Annotated in this window: 16 protein-coding genes and 1 riboswitch; of the genes, 5 read left to right on the top strand and 11 right to left on the bottom strand. The window is 69.2% G+C overall.

Going from position 1 to position 16,893, the window contains the following annotated elements; all coding sequences use genetic code 11:
• The 6 genes from pstC to K3F48_RS24250 all read right to left on the bottom strand — a co-directional run bounded on the left by pstC (position 1) and on the right by K3F48_RS24250 (position 7,380).
• Complete coding sequence (pstC, locus tag K3F48_RS07645) at positions 1-921, bottom strand: phosphate ABC transporter permease subunit PstC (RefSeq protein ID WP_370631375.1); 921 nt, start codon at positions 919-921, stop codon at positions 1-3.
• A gap of 277 nt (positions 922-1,198) precedes the next feature.
• Positions 1,199-2,245: a phosphate ABC transporter substrate-binding protein PstS gene (gene pstS / locus K3F48_RS07650; protein WP_222574830.1), complete on the bottom strand. Its 1,047-nt coding sequence runs from the start codon at positions 2,243-2,245 to the stop codon at positions 1,199-1,201.
• 159 nt (positions 2,246-2,404) lie between these two features.
• On the bottom strand, positions 2,405-3,463 hold the full coding sequence (locus tag K3F48_RS07655) for an ATP-binding protein (RefSeq protein ID WP_222574831.1): 1,059 nt from the start codon (positions 3,461-3,463) through the stop codon (positions 2,405-2,407).
• 102 nt (positions 3,464-3,565) lie between these two features.
• A complete protein-coding gene (locus tag K3F48_RS07660; RefSeq protein ID WP_222574832.1) occupies positions 3,566-4,765 on the bottom strand; it encodes a lysylphosphatidylglycerol synthase domain-containing protein in 1,200 nt (399 codons plus the stop codon).
• 142 nt (positions 4,766-4,907) lie between these two features.
• Positions 4,908-6,464: a DNA polymerase Y family protein gene (locus K3F48_RS07665; RefSeq protein ID WP_222574833.1), complete on the bottom strand. Its 1,557-nt coding sequence runs from the start codon at positions 6,462-6,464 to the stop codon at positions 4,908-4,910.
• Positions 6,394-7,380: a hypothetical protein gene (locus K3F48_RS24250; protein ID WP_255608608.1), complete on the bottom strand. Its 987-nt coding sequence runs from the start codon at positions 7,378-7,380 to the stop codon at positions 6,394-6,396. The genes K3F48_RS07665 and K3F48_RS24250 overlap by 71 nt, the downstream gene beginning before the upstream one ends.
• A gap of 163 nt (positions 7,381-7,543) precedes the next feature.
• Between K3F48_RS24250 and K3F48_RS07680 the strand changes: the two genes are divergently transcribed.
• Positions 7,544-8,218 (top strand): helix-turn-helix domain-containing protein, encoded by a 675-nt coding sequence (locus K3F48_RS07680; protein ID WP_222574834.1) that lies wholly within the window; start codon positions 7,544-7,546, stop codon positions 8,216-8,218.
• Here the strand turns inward: K3F48_RS07680 and K3F48_RS07685 are convergent.
• Together K3F48_RS07685 and K3F48_RS07690 are read right to left on the bottom strand one after the other, a co-directional pair.
• Positions 8,209-8,640: a phasin family protein gene (locus K3F48_RS07685; RefSeq protein ID WP_222574835.1), complete on the bottom strand. Its 432-nt coding sequence runs from the start codon at positions 8,638-8,640 to the stop codon at positions 8,209-8,211. The two genes, K3F48_RS07680 and K3F48_RS07685, sit on opposite strands and share 10 nt — an antisense overlap.
• Before the next feature lie 124 nt (positions 8,641-8,764).
• Positions 8,765-10,714: a potassium transporter Kup gene (locus K3F48_RS07690; protein WP_222574836.1), complete on the bottom strand. Its 1,950-nt coding sequence runs from the start codon at positions 10,712-10,714 to the stop codon at positions 8,765-8,767.
• Between the two features lie 286 nt (positions 10,715-11,000).
• Here K3F48_RS07690 and K3F48_RS07695 point away from each other — a divergent pair, with 286 nt between their 5' ends.
• The 4 genes from K3F48_RS07695 to hpnE are packed head-to-tail and all read left to right on the top strand — an operon-like array spanning position 11,001 to position 15,172.
• Positions 11,001-12,152 (top strand): glycosyltransferase, encoded by a 1,152-nt coding sequence (locus K3F48_RS07695; protein ID WP_222574837.1) that lies wholly within the window; start codon positions 11,001-11,003, stop codon positions 12,150-12,152.
• A 19-nt stretch (positions 12,153-12,171) separates the two neighbouring features.
• Positions 12,172-13,053 (top strand): squalene synthase HpnC, encoded by an 882-nt coding sequence (gene hpnC / locus K3F48_RS07700; protein WP_222574838.1) that lies wholly within the window; start codon positions 12,172-12,174, stop codon positions 13,051-13,053.
• Positions 13,050-13,931: a presqualene diphosphate synthase HpnD gene (gene hpnD / locus K3F48_RS07705; protein ID WP_222574839.1), complete on the top strand. Its 882-nt coding sequence runs from the start codon at positions 13,050-13,052 to the stop codon at positions 13,929-13,931. Before hpnC ends, hpnD begins: the two co-directional genes overlap by 4 nt.
• A complete protein-coding gene (gene hpnE / locus K3F48_RS07710) occupies positions 13,928-15,172 on the top strand; it encodes a hydroxysqualene dehydroxylase HpnE (protein ID WP_222574840.1) in 1,245 nt (414 codons plus the stop codon). The genes hpnD and hpnE overlap by 4 nt, the downstream gene beginning before the upstream one ends.
• Positions 15,173-15,195: 23 nt before the next feature.
• Here hpnE and K3F48_RS07715 read toward each other — a convergent pair whose 3' ends face one another.
• The 3 genes from K3F48_RS07715 to K3F48_RS07725 are packed head-to-tail and all read right to left on the bottom strand — an operon-like array spanning position 15,196 to position 16,728.
• Positions 15,196-15,813: a histidine phosphatase family protein gene (locus tag K3F48_RS07715; RefSeq protein ID WP_370631371.1), complete on the bottom strand. Its 618-nt coding sequence runs from the start codon at positions 15,811-15,813 to the stop codon at positions 15,196-15,198.
• Entirely contained in the window at positions 15,810-16,523 is a 714-nt protein-coding gene (locus K3F48_RS07720) for a CbtA family protein (RefSeq protein ID WP_222574841.1), read from the bottom strand. The genes K3F48_RS07715 and K3F48_RS07720 overlap by 4 nt, the downstream gene beginning before the upstream one ends.
• Positions 16,524-16,539: 16 nt before the next feature.
• The gene (locus K3F48_RS07725; protein ID WP_222574842.1) at positions 16,540-16,728 is read right to left on the bottom strand and encodes a CbtB domain-containing protein; all 189 of its coding nucleotides are present in this window, start codon (positions 16,726-16,728) and stop codon (positions 16,540-16,542) included.
• A 31-nt stretch (positions 16,729-16,759) separates the two neighbouring features.
• Positions 16,760-16,892: riboswitch (cobalamin riboswitch) on the bottom strand.
• Position 16,893 lies beyond the last annotated feature (1 nt).

Raw genomic sequence — 16,893 nt, forward strand, 5'->3', positions numbered from 1 at the left:
TCAGGCTCCCGATTTCTGCTCGATGCGCATCAGCATGAAGCGCGCCGCCGCCAGCACGAAGAAGGTGATGACGAAGAGGATGAGGCCGAGCTCGATCAGCGCCGAAGTATAGACGTCGCCGACCGCTTCGGTGAATTCATTGGCGATGGTCGCCGAGATCGTCGTGCCCGGCGCGAGCAGCGAAGCCGACACCCTGTGCGCATTGCCGATGACGAAGGTGACGGCCATGGTTTCGCCGAGCGCGCGGCCGAGGCCGAGCATGACGCCGCCGATCACGCCGACGCGCGTATAGGGGATGACGACATAGCGCATCACCTCCCATGTCGTGCAGCCGACGCCGGACGCCGCCTCCTTGAGCACGGGCGGCACGGTGTCGAACACGTCGCGCGAGATGGAGGTGATGAAGGGCAGCACCATGATCGCCAGGATGAAGCCCGCCGTCAGCATGCCGATGCCATAGGGCGGGCCGGCGAAGAGGCTCGACAGCACAGGAATGTCGCCGGTCAGCGAGATCAGCGCCGGCTGCACATGCTGCTGCAGGAAGGGCGCGAGCACGAACAGGCCCCAGATGCCGTAGATGATGGAGGGAATGCCGGCGAGCAGCTCGATGGCGACGCCGATCGGACGTCGCAGCGCATGCGGGCACAGCTCGGTGAGGAAGATGGCGATGCCGAGGCCGAGCGGCACGGCGATGAGCATGGCGATGGCGGATGTCACCAGCGTGCCATAGATCGGCGCGACGGCGCCGAATTTCTCGGTCACCGGATTCCACGATTCCGTCGTCAGAAATCCGAGCCCGAACGCGCGGATCGCCGGCAGCGAGCCATAGATCAGCGAGAAGATCACGCCGCCCAGAATGAGCAGGACGAGGATCGCCGCCGAGCGCGTGAGATTATGGAAGAAAAAGTCGAAGAGAGCCATGCGGCGCAGAACTTTGCCGCGCTCGACTTCGGCTGCGCGAGGCTGCGCTGCCACGATTGCCAGGTCTGACACGCTGTCGTCTCTCGTTTGGCGGTTGAAGCCGACGTTCATTTCGCGCTCCCGGGGCCGGAATCGCCCGATCTCTCGATAGCCCGGCTCCCGGCCGGCCGCATCGTCCGGCGTGACGGCGTCCACGAGAACCTGTCGCGCTCGGGCCGCCTCGAGGGGCGCCGCCCGGGCGGGACTAGTTCCGTCCCGCCGGGCGGCGCGCCGAGATTTAGTTCGACGCCAGCGGCTTGCCGCTCGCATCGGTGACACGCGCCCAGCTCTTCTTGATCAGAGCCGTGACGCTCGCCGGCATCGGAATATAGTCGAGCTCCTCGGCCGCCTTGCCGCCCTTGGCGAAGGCCCAGCCGAAGAACTTCAGCGCCTCGACCGCGGCGGCGGCGTCCTGCGGCTGCTTGGGCAGCAGGATGAAGGTCGCGGCGGTGATCGGCCAGGACTGCGCGCCCGGCTGGTCGGTCAGGATCTGGTAGAAGCCCGGCGCATTGGCCCAATCGGCGTTGGAGGCGGCCGCCTGGAAGGTCGGGGTCGTCGGCGCGACGGTCTTGCCGTCCTTGTTGACGAGCTTGGTGTAGGTCAGCTTGTTCTGCTTGGCGTAGGCGTATTCGACATAGCCGACCGCGCCCTTGGTGTTGGCGACATTGTTGGCGACGCCTTCATTGCCCTTGGCGCCGATGCCGACCGGCCACTCCACCGAGGCGTTCTCGCCGACCTTGCCCTTCCAATCCGGGCTCACCTTGGAAAGATAATTGGTAAAGTTGAAGGTGGTGCCCGATCCGTCCGAGCGATGCACGACGGCGATCGCGGTCGACGGCAGCTTCGCCTTCGGATTGAGCTTCTTGATCGCGGCGTCATCCCATTTCGTGATCTCGCCGAGGAAAATCGCGGCGAGGGTCTTGCCGTCGAGCGTGAGGTCGCCGGAGGCGACGCCGTCGAGATTGATGACCGGCACGATGCCGCCGATCACCTGCGGCCATTGGATGAGGCCGGCGGCCTCGAGGTCCTCGGCCTTCAGCGGCTGGTCGGACGCGCCGAAGGTCACGGTGCGCGCCTTGATCTGCTTGATTCCGCCGCCCGAGCCGATCGACTGATAGTTGAGGCCGTTCCCCGTCTCTTTCTTATAGGTGTCGGCCCATTTGGCGTAGATCGGATAGGGGAAGGTCGCGCCGGCGCCGGAAATGTCGATCGCGAGCGCGGCGCTCGTCGTGGCCACGGCCACGGCCGCCGCCAGAGCGACGCTGGTGAGGAATTTGGAGATCATTGCATGTCTCTTTCGAGCTCGAGGTCCACTGTGGCGGCGCGGGTCGAGCGCCCCAGCGGCGCGCAAGCTAGTCGTGCGCGGCAAGGGTTTTACGACGTCGGGATGACAGTCGCATGACACAACAAAGCCTTGAACTTGCCGTCACAACGGCGGATCGCCTCAAGCGCTTTCGATTTTGTCCGGATCGATCAGGGGAAGGAAGACGCGAAATGTCGCGCCCTTCCCGGGCGCTGAATCTATGGCGAGCCGGCCGCGGTGGCGAGCCACGATGTGCTTGACGATGGCGAGTCCGAGGCCGGTTCCTCCCTTGGCGCGGCTCTTGCCCGCGTCGACGCGATAGAAGCGCTCGGTGAGGCGCGGCAGATGCTCCGGCGAGATGCCCGGACCGTGGTCGCGCACGGAGAAGACGGCGGAGGCGCCGAGCGGGGCGAGCGAGATCTCGACCGGGCCGGCGCCGTATTTGATCGCGTTCTCGATCAGGTTTTCGGCGACGCGGGCGAGCTCGTCGCGATCGCCCGGCACGACGACCGAACCGGCCGCGTCGAGCTGCAGCTCGATCCCGCCGTCTTCCGCCATCGGGCCGAGCGTGTCGACGATATGCGCGACGAGAATGGCGAGATCGACCGGCGTGTCGGGCCGAAGATGCAGATGCTGCTCGATGCGCGAGAGCGACAGCAGATCGTCGACGAGGCGCGACATGCGCTGGGCCTGCTCGCGCATGATGGAGAGAAAGCGTTCGCGCGCCTTCTCGTCGTCATGCGCCGGGCCTTGCAGCGTCTCGACGAAGCCGAGCAGCGAGGCGAGCGGCGTGCGCAGCTCGTGGCTGGCGTTGGCGACGAAGTCGACGCGCATGCGCTCGACCCGGCGCGATTCGGTGAGATCGCGCAGGCTCGCCACAGCGGCGTTCTCATAGCCCTCGAGCCGCAGCGGCGCGATATGCACCTCGAACCAGCATTCGACCGGCAGGCGTTCGACCCAGATCACCTTCTCCGGCGCGCCGCCGCGCAGCACGCGGTCGAGCGCGTCGAGCACGTCCGGCGAGCGCAGGCTGCGCGCCAGCGGATCATTGACGCGCAGCGACGGCAGCACCGAGCGCGCGGCCCGATTGGCGGCGACGATGCGCGCTTCCGAATCGATGACGAACACCGCCTCCGGCAGCGCGTCGATGACGAGGCCGAGAAGGGCTTCTCCCTGATAGCGTCGGCGCAGATCGGACATCGTTTCTCTTTGTCGAGCTCGCCGTGGACGGGCGCGCGGGCGAATGGATGCGCGTCGAGAGCGAGCGAGGCTCGCTCCGCCGACGATCGCCGATTCGCGCCGCTACTCACGGGCCTCCATGATGCGGGTAATGGTTTCGCGCAGGCTGTTCCAGCGGCGCGAGCCCTCGTCCGCGCCGAGCAGCGCGAGCGCGAGGATGAAAGGCAGAAAGTAATAGATCACACGGAACAGCAGCAGAGAAGCGAGCAGGCTCTCCTGCGAATGGCCGGGCAGCGCGTTCAGCATCGTCGCTTCGAACACGCCGATCCCGCCCGGCGAATGGCTGACGACGCCGAGCACGCAGGCGAACACATAGACCGAGGCGAAGGTGAAGAAGTCGAGGCTCGTGTCCTGCGGCAGCAGGACGTAGAGGGCGGCGGCCGCGCAGCAGAGATCGGCGACGCCGAGAATGGTCTGGCCGAGCGAGGGAATAAAGCCCGGCAGCTCGAACTTATGGCCGCGCAGCCGCACTTGCCGCCGTCGCAGCGCCACCCAGACGAGGTAATAGCCGATGCCCGCGCAGATGAGCAGTCCGAGCGCGAAATTGACGAAAGCCGGCAATTTGTCGATGGCGCCGAGCTCGCCGGCTCGCGCCATGAGGCCGGCGCCGACGACCGAGGCCATGCCGAGCCAAAAGGTGACGCCGGCGATCACCGTGACATTGGCCACCTGCACCGCGCTCACGCCGCCGCGCGAATAGATCCAATAGCGGACCGCCGCCGCGGTGACGACCGGGAAGCCGAGGTTGAACGTGAAGGCGTAGCTGGTGAAGGAGGCGAGCGCGGCGACGCGGTAGCGAACGCGCAGGCCGAGCTGGCGCAAGGCCAACGCGTCGTAGCCGGTGAGCGCGAGATAGGAGAAGGCGGTGAGCAGCAGCGCGGCGAGCACCTGCTCGGCGCTCATGGCGCCGATGGCGGCGCGCACATCGGCGAATTTGACGCTGGAGACGGTTCCCGCCAGGATGAAGCCGGCGAGAGCGAAGACGGCGAGGCTCGCCAGGCCGGCGAGCGCCTTGCCGAGGTTCGGCGCGAGGCGTCGGCGCGTCGTCTCGACGAAATCAGCGATCGCCTCGGATTTGAAAGGCGTCGGCCGCCCGCTCGCGGACGCGGCCGGAGCCGGGTCGATCCCGGTCGGCTCGCCCTCCGTTCGCTCGGCTTTTTCGCGGGCCTCGCGCTGGCGGCGAAAATGCGCGGAGGCCTCTTCGATGCGGCGGCGCGCGGAAGGGTTCAAAATCGGCCGGCGGGCCTCTCGGCGTCCGTTCATAGGGTTTTCGATCCCGCTTTTTTAAGCCGTATGGCCCCGAGACGAGACGCCGCTTCAGGAAACGTCGCGGGGCAGGGATGGTTCGGTTTCCTCCCGAACCGTGACGACAAGATGACAGGGCGCCGCAGGGGTCGGCGAAGCGTCAGAACAGGCCATGCATGAACCAGCGCGGATGCGCGCATTCATGACCGGGCAAGCCTTTGCGGAACAGCCAGAAGCGCAGGCCTTCGCGGTCTTCCACATAAAAATAGTCGCGCGTCTCCTCTCCGTCCGGCGCGCTCCACCATTGCGGGGCGATGCGCTCCGGCCCCTCATAGGCCGCGAGTTCATGCAAGGCGCGCCGCCAGCGGAAGCGCAGCGGCGGCCCGTCCGGCATCAGCGCGACGGCCTCGATCGGCTCCGGCCGCTCGAACAGCCGCAAGGGGCGCGTCGGGGCGGGAAGGGGAGGGTCGGGCCGCGCAGCGGTCCGGGGCGGCGGCGCGGCGGCGGGAAGGGCGGCGACGGCAAATTCGGGAATATGGCTGGCCTGCGGATAGAGCCGCAGCACGCGGCGCAGGCCGAGCCGCGCGCCGAGCCGGTCGACGAGATCGGAGAGGTCGGCGCCGGCGCTCTCCTCCGGGGCGAGGCCGAGATCGGCCTGCGGCGTCGCGCAGCGCTCGGTTCGCGTCGCGCCGAGGCGGATCACATCGAAGCCATAGCCGGTGTCGAGCCCCTCCTCGGCGAGGACGGCGAGGCGCTCGCGCAGCAGCAGGGCGAGGAGCCCGGGATCGCGCAGCGGCCGGCTCGTTCCCGTCTCTATATGGGCGACCGCGCCGTCGACCCGGTAGAATTCGGCCGCGACATGGCGCACGCCGGCGCCGTGGCGCTCCAGCAGCAGGCAGAGTTCGCGCGCCAGCGCGGCGAGGGTCCGCTCCATGTCCTCCCGCCGCGTCAGCCCCTCCGGGAAACGCCGCTCGGCCATGAAGTCCGGAGCCTCGAAGCGCGGCGAGATCGGCTCGCGCCGCCGGCAGGCGACAGCGTCGAGCCGCGCCATTGCGTCCGGCCCGAAGCGCGCGGCGAGCGGCGCGCGCGGCCGCGACAGGAGGTCGCCGAGCCTGTGCAGTCCGGCGCGCTCCATGCGGCGGCGCGCCGGCTCGTCGAGGCGCAGCGCGGCGACGGGCAGGCGCGCGGCGATCGCCTCGACATCCGCCCGCGGCGTTTCGGCCGGAACATGGCGCGGCGCCCGGACCGCGGGCGCGAAGCGCGCCAGAGCGCCGGCCAGAGCGGGGCCCGGCGCGAGCGCCGCCTGCGCGGCAAACCCCTGGCCGGCGAGGCGGCGCTCGACCTCCGCCAGCAATGCGGCCTCGCCGCCGAACAAATGCGCCGCGCCCGACACATCCATGACGATGGCGTCGGGCGGATCGATCGCGGCGAGCGGCGTGAAGCGCCGGCACCAATCGGCGATTTTTCCCAGCAGGGCGGCGTCGGCCGCCGCATCGGCCGCGGCGAGCCGCAGCGCCGGGCGCATGGCGCGGGCGTCGGCGACCGCCATTCCGGGGACGAGCCCGGCCCGCTCGGCGCGCGCGTCGACGGCGGTCAGGCGATCGCCGCCCGTGCCCGCGGCAAAGACGGCGAAGGGCGCATCCGCGTCAGAGCGCGCGCATGCGCGCAAAATCCGGTCGGTCGGAAGGCGCGGAAGGAACACGGCGAGGCAGCGCATGGCGGAACTCGGCTCTCTCATGGTCGAAGACAATGTCGCGCCAAGCCTGCGGATCGAAGGCGCCGAAGAGGCCGCGCGCCTTGGCGACGCGCAGGCGAAAGGCCCAAGGACCGGGCGGCGGCCGCGCCGCGCCCTCGCCGCCTTTGATCCGCGGGCCTGGAGCCGTTTCCGATCCGAGTGGATCGAAAACGGCTCCAGCTTTTTTGATCTGGAGCGAATTCTGATCGATCGAACGATTCCGTTCGATCGGAACGCGCTCTCGCGCGAAGGGGGCGGCGATCTCGAAGCGCGCCTCGGCGGCGCTCACGAGGCGCAGGGCCTCGCCGGCGGCGCGCGGCAGCAGCAAGAGGCCGGCCGTCCCGCCCCGCCGCGCGGCGAGGACGAGGCGGCGCGAGGCGACGAGGCCATAGGCGCTCATGCCGGCCCAGCTCTCGGCGACGACCGCCGCCGGCGCGCTTCTGAGCGCCTCCTCCATGGCCCAGAGCGTGTCGCGCGGGCGGCGCGTGCGCGCCAGCACCAGCCGCTCGGGCGGAAGGCCCGCCGCCTGCAGGGCGCGCCCATAGGGGAGGCCGATCTCGCGCGCGACCATGTCCTCGACGATCCAGACGATCCCCGCCTCCGGCCGCAGCCGGGCGCAGCGCAGAGCGAGGGCGAAGGCGAAGCCCGCCGCGGCGGCGGCGTCCTTGGGCCGCGCCGGCACGATCTCGCAGGCGCCGCGCCGGCAATGGGCGAACAGCCGCTCGAGATCGGAGGGCTCTGGGCGCATGGCGGCCCCGGCCGGCGCGCGCGGCTCCGGCTCCCGCCCGCCCTCGCCCGAAAGCGCGGCGAGCTGCCGACGCAAAAAGACGATCCGTTCCGAAACGCCGCCCTGCGACATCGGTCCTTCGGCCCCTTCATGTTCGATATTTGTTCTCATGCTGACTCCGCCGCGGACAAGAGTCAAGCGCAGCCGGACCACTTCGAAAAAGGCGCCGGGAGCGCGCTTCGCCCGCTCTTTTTCCACGACCGCTCCGCCCTAGAAATCAACGGCGGAACGTCGATCGGGAAACGGCGGAGCGCCGACCGGGAGAGGAGTTGGAATGAGTCCGCGCAGCGCCTCGCTCGCGCCTGTCGCCGCGCCGCCGAGCCCGCTCGCCGGCATCGAGGCGCTGGCGACGCCGCTGCGGCGCCGGCGCGGCGAGATCGTCTGCGACGGCGAGCGCAGCGCGCCTTTCCTCTATCGCGTCGAAGCCGGCGCCGCGCGCCGCTGCGCGCTCAGCGCCGACGGACGCCGGCGCATCGTCGACCTGCTGTTCCCGGGCGATTTCTTCGGCTTCGACGGCGAAGGCCGCGCCGGCTCGAGCATCGAGGCGCTCACCGAAGGCACGATCGTGCTGCGCTATCCGCGCCGCGAGGTCGAAGCGCTCGCCGACGCCGATCCGCAGGCGGCGCGCGCCATTCGCGAGATCGCCTTCGCCGCCATCGCGCGGCTCGAGACGCAGATCTCGCTGCTCGGGCGCGTCAATGCGGTGGAGAAGGTCGGCGCCTTTCTGCTCGCGCTCGAGGAGCGCCAGAGCGCGGGGGAGCGCGCCGGCCCGCGTCGGGTGACGCTGCCTGTGTCGCGCTGCGATATCGGTGATTTTCTGGCGCTGGCGCCGGAAACGGTCAGCCGCTCCTTCGCCGCGCTGGAGCGGCGCGGCGCGATCAGCCTCTCGGCGCCGCGCGACGTCGCCATTCTCGACCGCGCGGCCTTGCGCGCGCGCGGTCAGCGCTGACCCGTGGCGGCCTGTTGCGCCTTGGAGACGAATTGCTCGGTCTGCTCGCCGAAGCCCGAAATCGCCTTGCTCGTCGCCTCGGACGCGGCCTTGGTCGCGTTCTCGCTCGTCGCCTGCGCCGTGACGAACGCTTCCTTGGCGAGATTGGAGCAGAGCTCGCCGACCCGCGAGGCGCGCGCGAAGAAGTCGCCATAGGCCGCGCGGTAGAACTCCGACTGCAGCTCGATGACGTCGTCGATCTTCTGCACGCGCAGCAGCTTCTCGAAATAGGCGCGGCTATTGTCGAGCGACTGCTTGGAATAGTCGGTCGCTTCGGCGGCGATCGCCTTCAGGCCTCTCGTTGTCGTGGTCGTCGCAGAATTCAAGGCTTCGAGCTGAAATTTTCCGAGCTCGCGAAAATCGTCGAAGTTCAGATTCGCCATCGGACACCCTCCCCCGTCGGCGGCGGCCGACGCGCACGCGACTTTGCTCGCCCCGCGATTGTCGGAAACGAGCCCGATGATGGCAAATCGGGGAAATCACGTAGGCGCGGCGTCGCGACTTCGTTCAGATCGTGAGCCGAGCGCCGAGCTCGACGACGCGATCGGTCGGGATGGAGAAGAAGTCCGTCGCATTGGCCGATTGCCTCGTCAAGGCGACATAGAGCTTGTCCTGCCATGGCGGCATTTCGGAGCTCGGGCTCTCCTTGATCGAGCGACGGCCGAGGAAGAAGGAGGTCGTCATGATGTCGTATTTGACGCCCGCCTTGCGCATGGCGGCGAGCGCCGCGGGCACGCGCGGGCTTTCCATATAGCCGTAATGGAGCGTCGCGCGCGTGAAGTCGTGCGAGAGCTTTTCGATCTCGAACCGCTTTTCCGCGGCGACGCGCGGCATGTCCTCCGTGTGCACGCTGATGACCAGCACGCGCTCGTGCAGCACCTTGTTGTGCTTGAGATTGTGCATGAGCGCGGTGGGCGTGACCTCCGGATCGCTGGTCAAGAAGACCGCCGTGCCGGGAACGCGCGTCGGCTTCGATTTCTCCAGCATGGCGATGAGCTCGAGAATCGGAATGGAGTCGCGATGGGTCTTCTCCGAGAGAAGGGCGGTGCCGCGCACCCAGGTCCACATCACGATCATCGAGGCCCCGCCGAGCAGCAGCGGAACCCAGCCGCCGTCGACGACCTTCATCAGATTGGCGGCGAGGAAGGCGAGATCGACAGTGAGAAAAGCCATGATGAACAGCGTCGCGGCGCCGAGCGGCCAGCGCCATTTGCGCCACACGACGATGAAGGCGAGCGCGGTCGTCGTCACCATGGTGCCGGTGACCGCGATGCCATAGGCCGAGGCGAGCGCGCTCGAACTCTTGAAGGTGACGACGAGAATCAGCACGCCGATCAGCAGCAGCCGGTTGACGCGGCCGATGTAGATCTGCCCTTCCTGCGTCTCGGACGTATGGGTGATCTCGAGGCGCGGCAGCAATCCGAGCTGGATCGCCTGCCGCACGAGCGAGAAGGCGCCGGTGATGACCGCCTGGCTCGCGATGACCGTCGCCAGCGTCGACAGGATCACCAGCGGCAGCAGCCCCCACTCCGGCGCGAGCAGGAAAAATGGATTCTCGATCGCTCGCGGATCGGCGAGGATCAGCGCGCCCTGGCCGAGATAATTGAGCAGCAGCGCCGGCAGCACGAAGAAGACCCAGGCGATGCGGATCGGCCTGCGGCCGAAATGGCCCATGTCCGCATAGAGCGCCTCGGCGCCCGTCACCACCAGGAACACCGAGCCGAGCACGGCGAATCCGATCCAGCCGTGATGCAGGAGAAACGAGAATCCGCGCCGCGGATCGAAAGCGTGCAGCACCTGCGGCGCATCGCCGATGTGCGAGGCGCCCAGCGCGGCGATGACGATGAAGAAGAGAGCCATCACCGGGCCGAACAGAGCGGCGACCCGCGCCGTGCCATGACTCTGCGCCCAGAATAGCGAGACGAGGATGACGAGCGTGATCGGAAAGACGAACTCGCCGAAGCGCGGGTTCACGACCGAAAGTCCTTCGACGGCGGACAGAACCGAGATCGCCGGAGTGATGATGGCGTCGCCGGAAAACAGCGCCGCGCCGGCGACGCCGAACAGGAACACCGGCGTCGCCCGCCGGCCGAGCGCGTTCTGCGCGAGCGCCATCAGCGAGAGAATGCCGCCCTCGCCGCGGTTGTCGGCCCGCATCAGGAAGATCACATATTTGACAGTGACGGTGAAGATCAGCGCGAAGATGAGCAGCGAGATGGTTCCGACCACCGCCTCCTCGCTCAGGCCGCTCGGCTTGGCGTGGGCGAGCGACTCGCGCAGCGCATAGAGCGGGCTCGTGCCGATGTCGCCATAGACGACGCCGATCGACCCGACGATGAGCGACAACAGGCCCGGAGGGCGCGGCGGCTCCGCCGGCGCGGGCTCGCCGCTCGCGGACGCTGCGCCGTCGCGTCGCGGCGACGGGCTCGCCGGATCCTGCGCTGTCTTGGGGTCCATGCAGCAAGCCCTGAGAATTTGACGAGGACGCCCGGCGACGCTGCGGCGCGGGAAGCGCCGCTGTCCGACCCGCGACCGATTCCGCCTCCGCCCACGACGATCCGGCGCGGCGATATACGCCAGGAGGCGCGGGAAGAGAAGCGGCTGTCGGAAGTTTCTGGCGAAATTCGATTTTGGCGGCCTCCCGAGGCGCGCGCCTCTGGCCAGCGGGGCCGCACGATGCTATGGCGTCGCCGTCAGTCCCGGCTCCGCCAAAGGCGGACGGGGACGCGAACGCTCTCGAGAGATGATCGTCACACTCCTCGCCGGCGCAGGCCTCCTCATCTGGCTCTATCTCCTCGTCGGGCACGGCTCCTTTTGGCGCCTCGCCGAGCATGACCGACGCTTCGCCCCGCCCGGCGCGCGCGCGTCGGCGATAATCCATGTCGTCGCCATCGTCCCCGCGCGCGACGAAGCCGAGGTGATCGCCGATTCGCTGCGCTCGCTGCTGCGGCAGCGGTTCAGCGGCCGGCTCGACATCGTCCTCGTCGACGACGAGAGCTCGGACGGCACCGCCGAGGTCGCCCGCGCCACGGCGGAGCAGGAAGGCGCGCCGGACCGGCTCGCCGTGCTGCAGGGGTGGCCGGAGCAGGGCTGGACCGGCAAGCTCGCGGCGATGAACCGCGGCTTCGTCCATGTGACGTCGCTGCCGCAGCGGCCAGACTACGTCCTCTTCTGCGACGCCGACATCGGCTTTGCGCCGGACCTGCTCGAGCGGCTGGCGGCAGGGGCCGAGGCGCGCGGAACCGTGCTCGCCTCGCTGATGGTCAAGCTGCGCTGCGAGAGCCTCGCCGAGCGCTGGCTCGTGCCCGCCTTCATCTTCTTTTTTCAAAAGCTCTATCCCTTTTCCCGGGTCAATGATCCGGAGAGCCGGGTCGCCGCGGCGGCGGGCGGGGTGATGCTGGTGCGGCCGTCGGCGCTGGAGCAGGCCGGCGGCCTCGCGCAGATCCGCGGCGCGCTGATCGACGATTGCGCGCTCGGCAAGCTGCTGAAGCGAGAGGGGCCGATCTGGCTCGGCCTCACCGACGACGCCTGGAGCCTGCGCCCTTACGCCAGCTACGTCGACATCGAGCGGATGGTGACGCGCTCGGCCTATGCGCAGCTGCGCTACTCGCCTTGGCGCCTCGCCGGCGCGGTCGCCGGAATGGGGCTCGTCTATCTCGCCCCGCCGATCATCGCCTTCTCGGGGCGCGAAGCCTCGGCCTTTCCGGCCCTCGTCGCCTATCTGCTGATGGTCCAGGCCTATATGCCGACGCTGCGCTTCTACGGGCGAAGCCGTATCGGCGCCTTCGCCTTGCCCATCGTCGCCGCCTGCTATACGTGGTTCACATTGCTGTCCGCTTGGCGGCACGGCCGCGGGCGCGGCGGCGCCTGGAAGGGGCGGTATCAGGCGCCGTGACGAGCGAGGACGATCTCAAATGAGCGACATCGCCGCCGCTGGGTCGGGCAAGGGCCACAGGGACGAGAATTTCCCCGTCGCCTCGGTGTTCATCACTCCGCGCCACCGCGCGCCGATCCTCGCCTTCTATGATTTTGTCCGCGCGGCGGACGACATCTCCGACCATGCGGCTCTGTCCGGCGATGAGAAGATCGCCATGCTCGACCGAATGGAGGCGGCGCTGCTGTCGGGCGGCGAGCCGATCGCCGTCGCCCTGCGGCTGCGCGAAGCGCTCGCCGAGCGTGGGCTCGAGCCGCGTCATGCGCAGGACCTGCTCATCGCCTTTCGCCGCGACGTGACGCAGACGCGCTATCGCGATTTCGACGATCTCATGGACTATTGCCGCTATTCCGCAATGCCGGTCGGCCGCTTCGTGCTCGACGTTCACGGCGAGGACCGCGGCGCGACATGGGGCGCCAATGACGCGCTCTGCGCGGCGCTGCAGATCATCAATCATCTGCAGGACTGCGCGAAGGATTATCGGAGTCTCGATCGCGTCTATCTGCCGCAGGACCTGCTCGCCGCGCAGGGCGCGAGCGTCGACATGCTCGCCGAGACCGCCGCTCCGCCGCCGCTCGCGGCCTCGCTGCGCGAGCTGGCGCGCCGCACGAGCGAGCTGCTCGCGCAAAGCTCGCCTTTCGCGGACCGCATCGCCGATATCCGGCTCGCCATGGAGGTCGGCGCCATTCAGCGTCTCGCCGAGACGCTGACGCGGCGGCTGCTTGTCGCCGATCCGCTGAGCGAGGCGGTTCACGCCGGCAAGGGCCAATTCCTCGCCACGGCGCTGTTCGGCGCGGGCGCGGTTCTGCTGCGGCGGCTGACGCGGCCGCGCTCGCGCGCATTGGCGGGCGAATCGGCATGAGCGTCGACAGCCCCGCTCTGCTCGCCGACGGCGCGGCGAAGCCCGTCGCCGCCAAGAGCTCCTTCTATCTCGCCATGCGCGTGCTCGAGCCCGAGCGGCGCGACGCGATGTATGCGATCTACGGCTTTTGCCGCGCCGTCGACGACATCGCCGACGAAGACGGCGACCGCGCCGCGCGCCTTGCCGCGCTCGACGACTGGCGCCGCGATCTCGACGAGCTCTACGCCGGCCGCACGCATAAGCGCTGCGCCGACCTCGCCGCGCCGGTGCGGCGCTTTGCGCTCGATCGCGTCGATTTCGAGGCGGTGATCGACGGCATGGCCATGGATGTCGTCGAGGATATTCGCGCGCCCGAGTGGGAGCGGCTCGACCTCTATTGCGATCGCGTCGCCAGCGCGGTGGGGCGCCTCTCGGTGCGCGTCTTCGGCCTCGCGGACGACGCCGATTGCGGCGGCGAGAACGGCGGCCTGCCGACCAAGGCGCGGCTGCTCGCCTTTCACATGGGCCGCGCGCTGCAGCTCACCAACATATTGCGCGACCTCGACGAGGACGATCGGAGAGGTCGGCTCTATCTGCCGCGCGAGGCGCTGGAGGCGGCGGGCGTCACGGATGTCTCGCCCGGCGCCGCGCTCGCGCATCCCGGCCTCGCCGAGGCCTGCGGGTCGGTCGCCGATCGCGCGCGAAAACATTATGCGGAAGCCGAGCTCATCATGCGCGTCTCGCCGCCGAGCGCGGTGAAGGCGCCCTATCTGATGGCGACCGCCTATCGCTCGATTCTCGACCGTCTCGTCGCTCGCGGCTTCGCGCCGCCGCGCGCGCCGGTCTCGGCTTCGCGCGCCAAGATTCTTCTGGCGCTGCTCAAATATGCGCTGACGTGACGCGGACCGTTCATGTCATCGGCGCGGGCCTCGCCGGCCTCGCTTGCGCGTTGCGCCTTTCCGGCGAGGGGCGCCGCGTCGCGCTCTACGAGGCCGCGCGCATGGCGGGCGGGCGCTGCCGCTCCTATCATGATCCGAGCCTCGATCTCGTCATCGACAATGGCAATCATCTGCTGCTGTCCGGCAATGGCGCGGCGCTCGACTATGCGCGGCGCATCGGCGCCATGGGCGAGCTGGTCGGCCCGAAGGACTGCGTGTTCGATTTTTTGGACACGCGCAATGGCGAGCGCTGGCGCCTCAGGCCCAACGCCTCGCGCCTGCCCTGGTGGATTTTTGTCGCGGATCGCCGCGTCCCCGGCTCCTCGCCGGGCGATTATCTGGGCGCGCTCGGACTGTTGCGCGCAAAAAGAGGCGCGACCATCGGCGAGGCGATGGATTGCTCCGGCCTGCTCTATGAGCGGTTGTGGGGCCCCGTGCTGCTGTCGGCTCTGAACATGGATCCGCGCGAGGCCTCCGCCGAGCTCGCCGGCGCCGTGCTGCGCGAGACGCTCGGAGCCGGCGGCGCCGCCTGCCGCCCGCTGGCGCCGCGCCGCGGACTCGGCGCGGCCTTCATCGAGCCGGCGCTGGCGACGCTCGCCGCGGCGGGCGTCACGCCGCGCTATGGCGCGCGGCTGCGGGCGATCGAATTTTCGGGCGAGCGCGCCGTTGCGCTGGATTTCGGCGAGGAGCGCGTCGCGCTCGGCGATGACGACGCGATCACGCTCGCCGTTCCGCCCTGGACGGCGCAGGAGCTGCTGCCGGAGATCGTCGCGCCCGATGATTTCCGCGGCATCGTCAATGCGCATTTCAAGATCGCGCCGCCGCCCGGCCAGCCGCCGCTCATCGGCATGATCGGCTCGCTGACCGAATGGCTGTTCGCCTTCGGGGATCGCCTGTCGGTGACGATCAGCGGCGCCGACCGGCTGATGGACGAGCCGCGCGAAAGCCTCGCCGAGCGCATCTGGACCGAGGTCGCCGCCGCGACCGGCCTGCCCCGTGCGCTGCCGCCATGGCAGATCGTGAAGGAAAAGCGCGCGACCTTCGCCGCGACGCCGGCGCAGCAGCGCCGCCGGCCGGATGCGGCGACGCGCTGGCGCAATCTTTTTCTCGCCGGCGACTGGACGGCGACCGGCCTTCCGGCGACGATCGAAGGCGCGATCCGCTCCGGCGACCGCGCCGCGGCGCTCGTTACGCGAATGTGAGACCGAGGAGGGGCCCTCGGCGCTTACCCGCACCGCGAGGATGCGAGCTCGCGCTCTTCGAACGTGCGAGGCGGAGGGCGACTCGCATGAAACGACCATCGGCGCTCGTTGCGGCGCAGCTCCACCGCCGACAGAGGCGACGCGTCGATTCGCCAGAAGGCGTTGGCGGAAGCGCCTATGGCGTGAACGACCGCGGCGCGGATCACACTGGCGTGGGTGATGGCCAGCGCAGGACCGACCAAAGCGTCGTCGTCCATCCACTCGGCGACGCGGCGGAGCAGAGCGGCGATCGACTCGCCGCCATGCGGCGCGGCCTCGGGGTCGGTCAGCCATTGCTCGACCGCTGCGGGCTCGCCGCGGGCGATGTCCGTCAGCTTGCCGCCGGCCCATCGGCCGTAGTCGCAATCGCGCAAGGCCGGCTCGGGGCGCGCGGTCAGGCCGGCCGCGGCGGCGGTTTCGAGGGCGCGCCGGGCCGGGCTGCAGACGATCGCCCGCATGGAGGAAAACGCGCCGCCGAGCGCCGTCGCCGACGCATGGCCCGTCGCGTCGATCGGCTCGTCGAGAGGGAAAGCCGCGGTCCTCTGTGCGTTCGTGGACGCGTGGCAGAGCAAGAGCAGGATCAGCCTCGTCCGCCCGGTCACGTTTCGACGGCCGGCGCCCGGCTCTCGCACAGGGCGCCGAAGACGAGGCCGATCGTCAGCCACAGGACCGTATTGACGCCGAGCGACGCGAGCCGGAAACGCCACAAAGTCGTCGCCGCAAAATTCCGCGGAACCTCGTCGATCGGCGGCAGGATCGACATCACGCCCGCCATGATGGCGATATAACCGCCGACGCCCAGGATCGCGGCGTTCCATGCGCCGAGCCTCCGCCTCGCGCCGCCGACGGCGCAGGCCGCGGCGACAGCCGCGAGGAGCGAGACCGCGAGCATGCCGAAATGGAGAAAGGTGCGCGTCCCGATCGTCGCCGGATCGCCGACCGCCGGGGGATTGGGCGGATATTCGAGCGCCGGAACAATGACGAAGATGAAGAGACCGAGCGCGGCGAGCAGCAAAGCGGTCGTTCGGGCGTCGAGCCGTCCCATACGGCCATTGGCGAAAGCGAACGCCAGCGCGAATAGGCCTCCGAGCGCGGCGCCATAGGCGAGCGTCGCGGTGAGCAGGCCCAGCGTGCTCTGTATCGCGCGGCTCACCAGCTCGGGTTCGGGCGCCTCCTCCGCCTTCGACATCCCGGCCTCGAAGGCGATGGCGAGATCGATCTGGGCCTCGCCGAAAAGCGAAGCGAATAGGAAAGCGGCGACGCCCGCGAGGACGCCGGACAGCATCCCGCGAAGCAGGAGTTTCGCGACCATTGGAGAGGCCCCCGACTCAGTGGCAGGGGAAGCCGAGCAGATGGCGTCCGTCGTGCACGAGCTCGTGGACGTAAGCGCCTTGCTCGGCGCCGACGAAATAGATCGCGAGAAGGCAGAGGAGCCCGAACCAGATCGCAAAGGGCAGAATATCGCGCACCGGAATAGCGGCCGGTCGAACGTCACGGACGAGAATTTCTGTTGTCATCACGCCTCCTCGGGATCCTGCGTCCCGCTGGATTGCAAAGCCCGTCTTTGGAGGTCTGACTCCCTGCCGAACAGGCAGATCACAGTGGCGCGACCGCGCCGGAGTTTCACCGGCTTCTCCAAGCGAGCAGAACCAATTTGTGCGCCGAGGCGGCCCATGTCAATC

Source organism: Methylosinus sp. Sm6, assembly GCF_019802345.1.
GTDB lineage: Bacteria > Pseudomonadota > Alphaproteobacteria > Rhizobiales > Beijerinckiaceae > Methylosinus.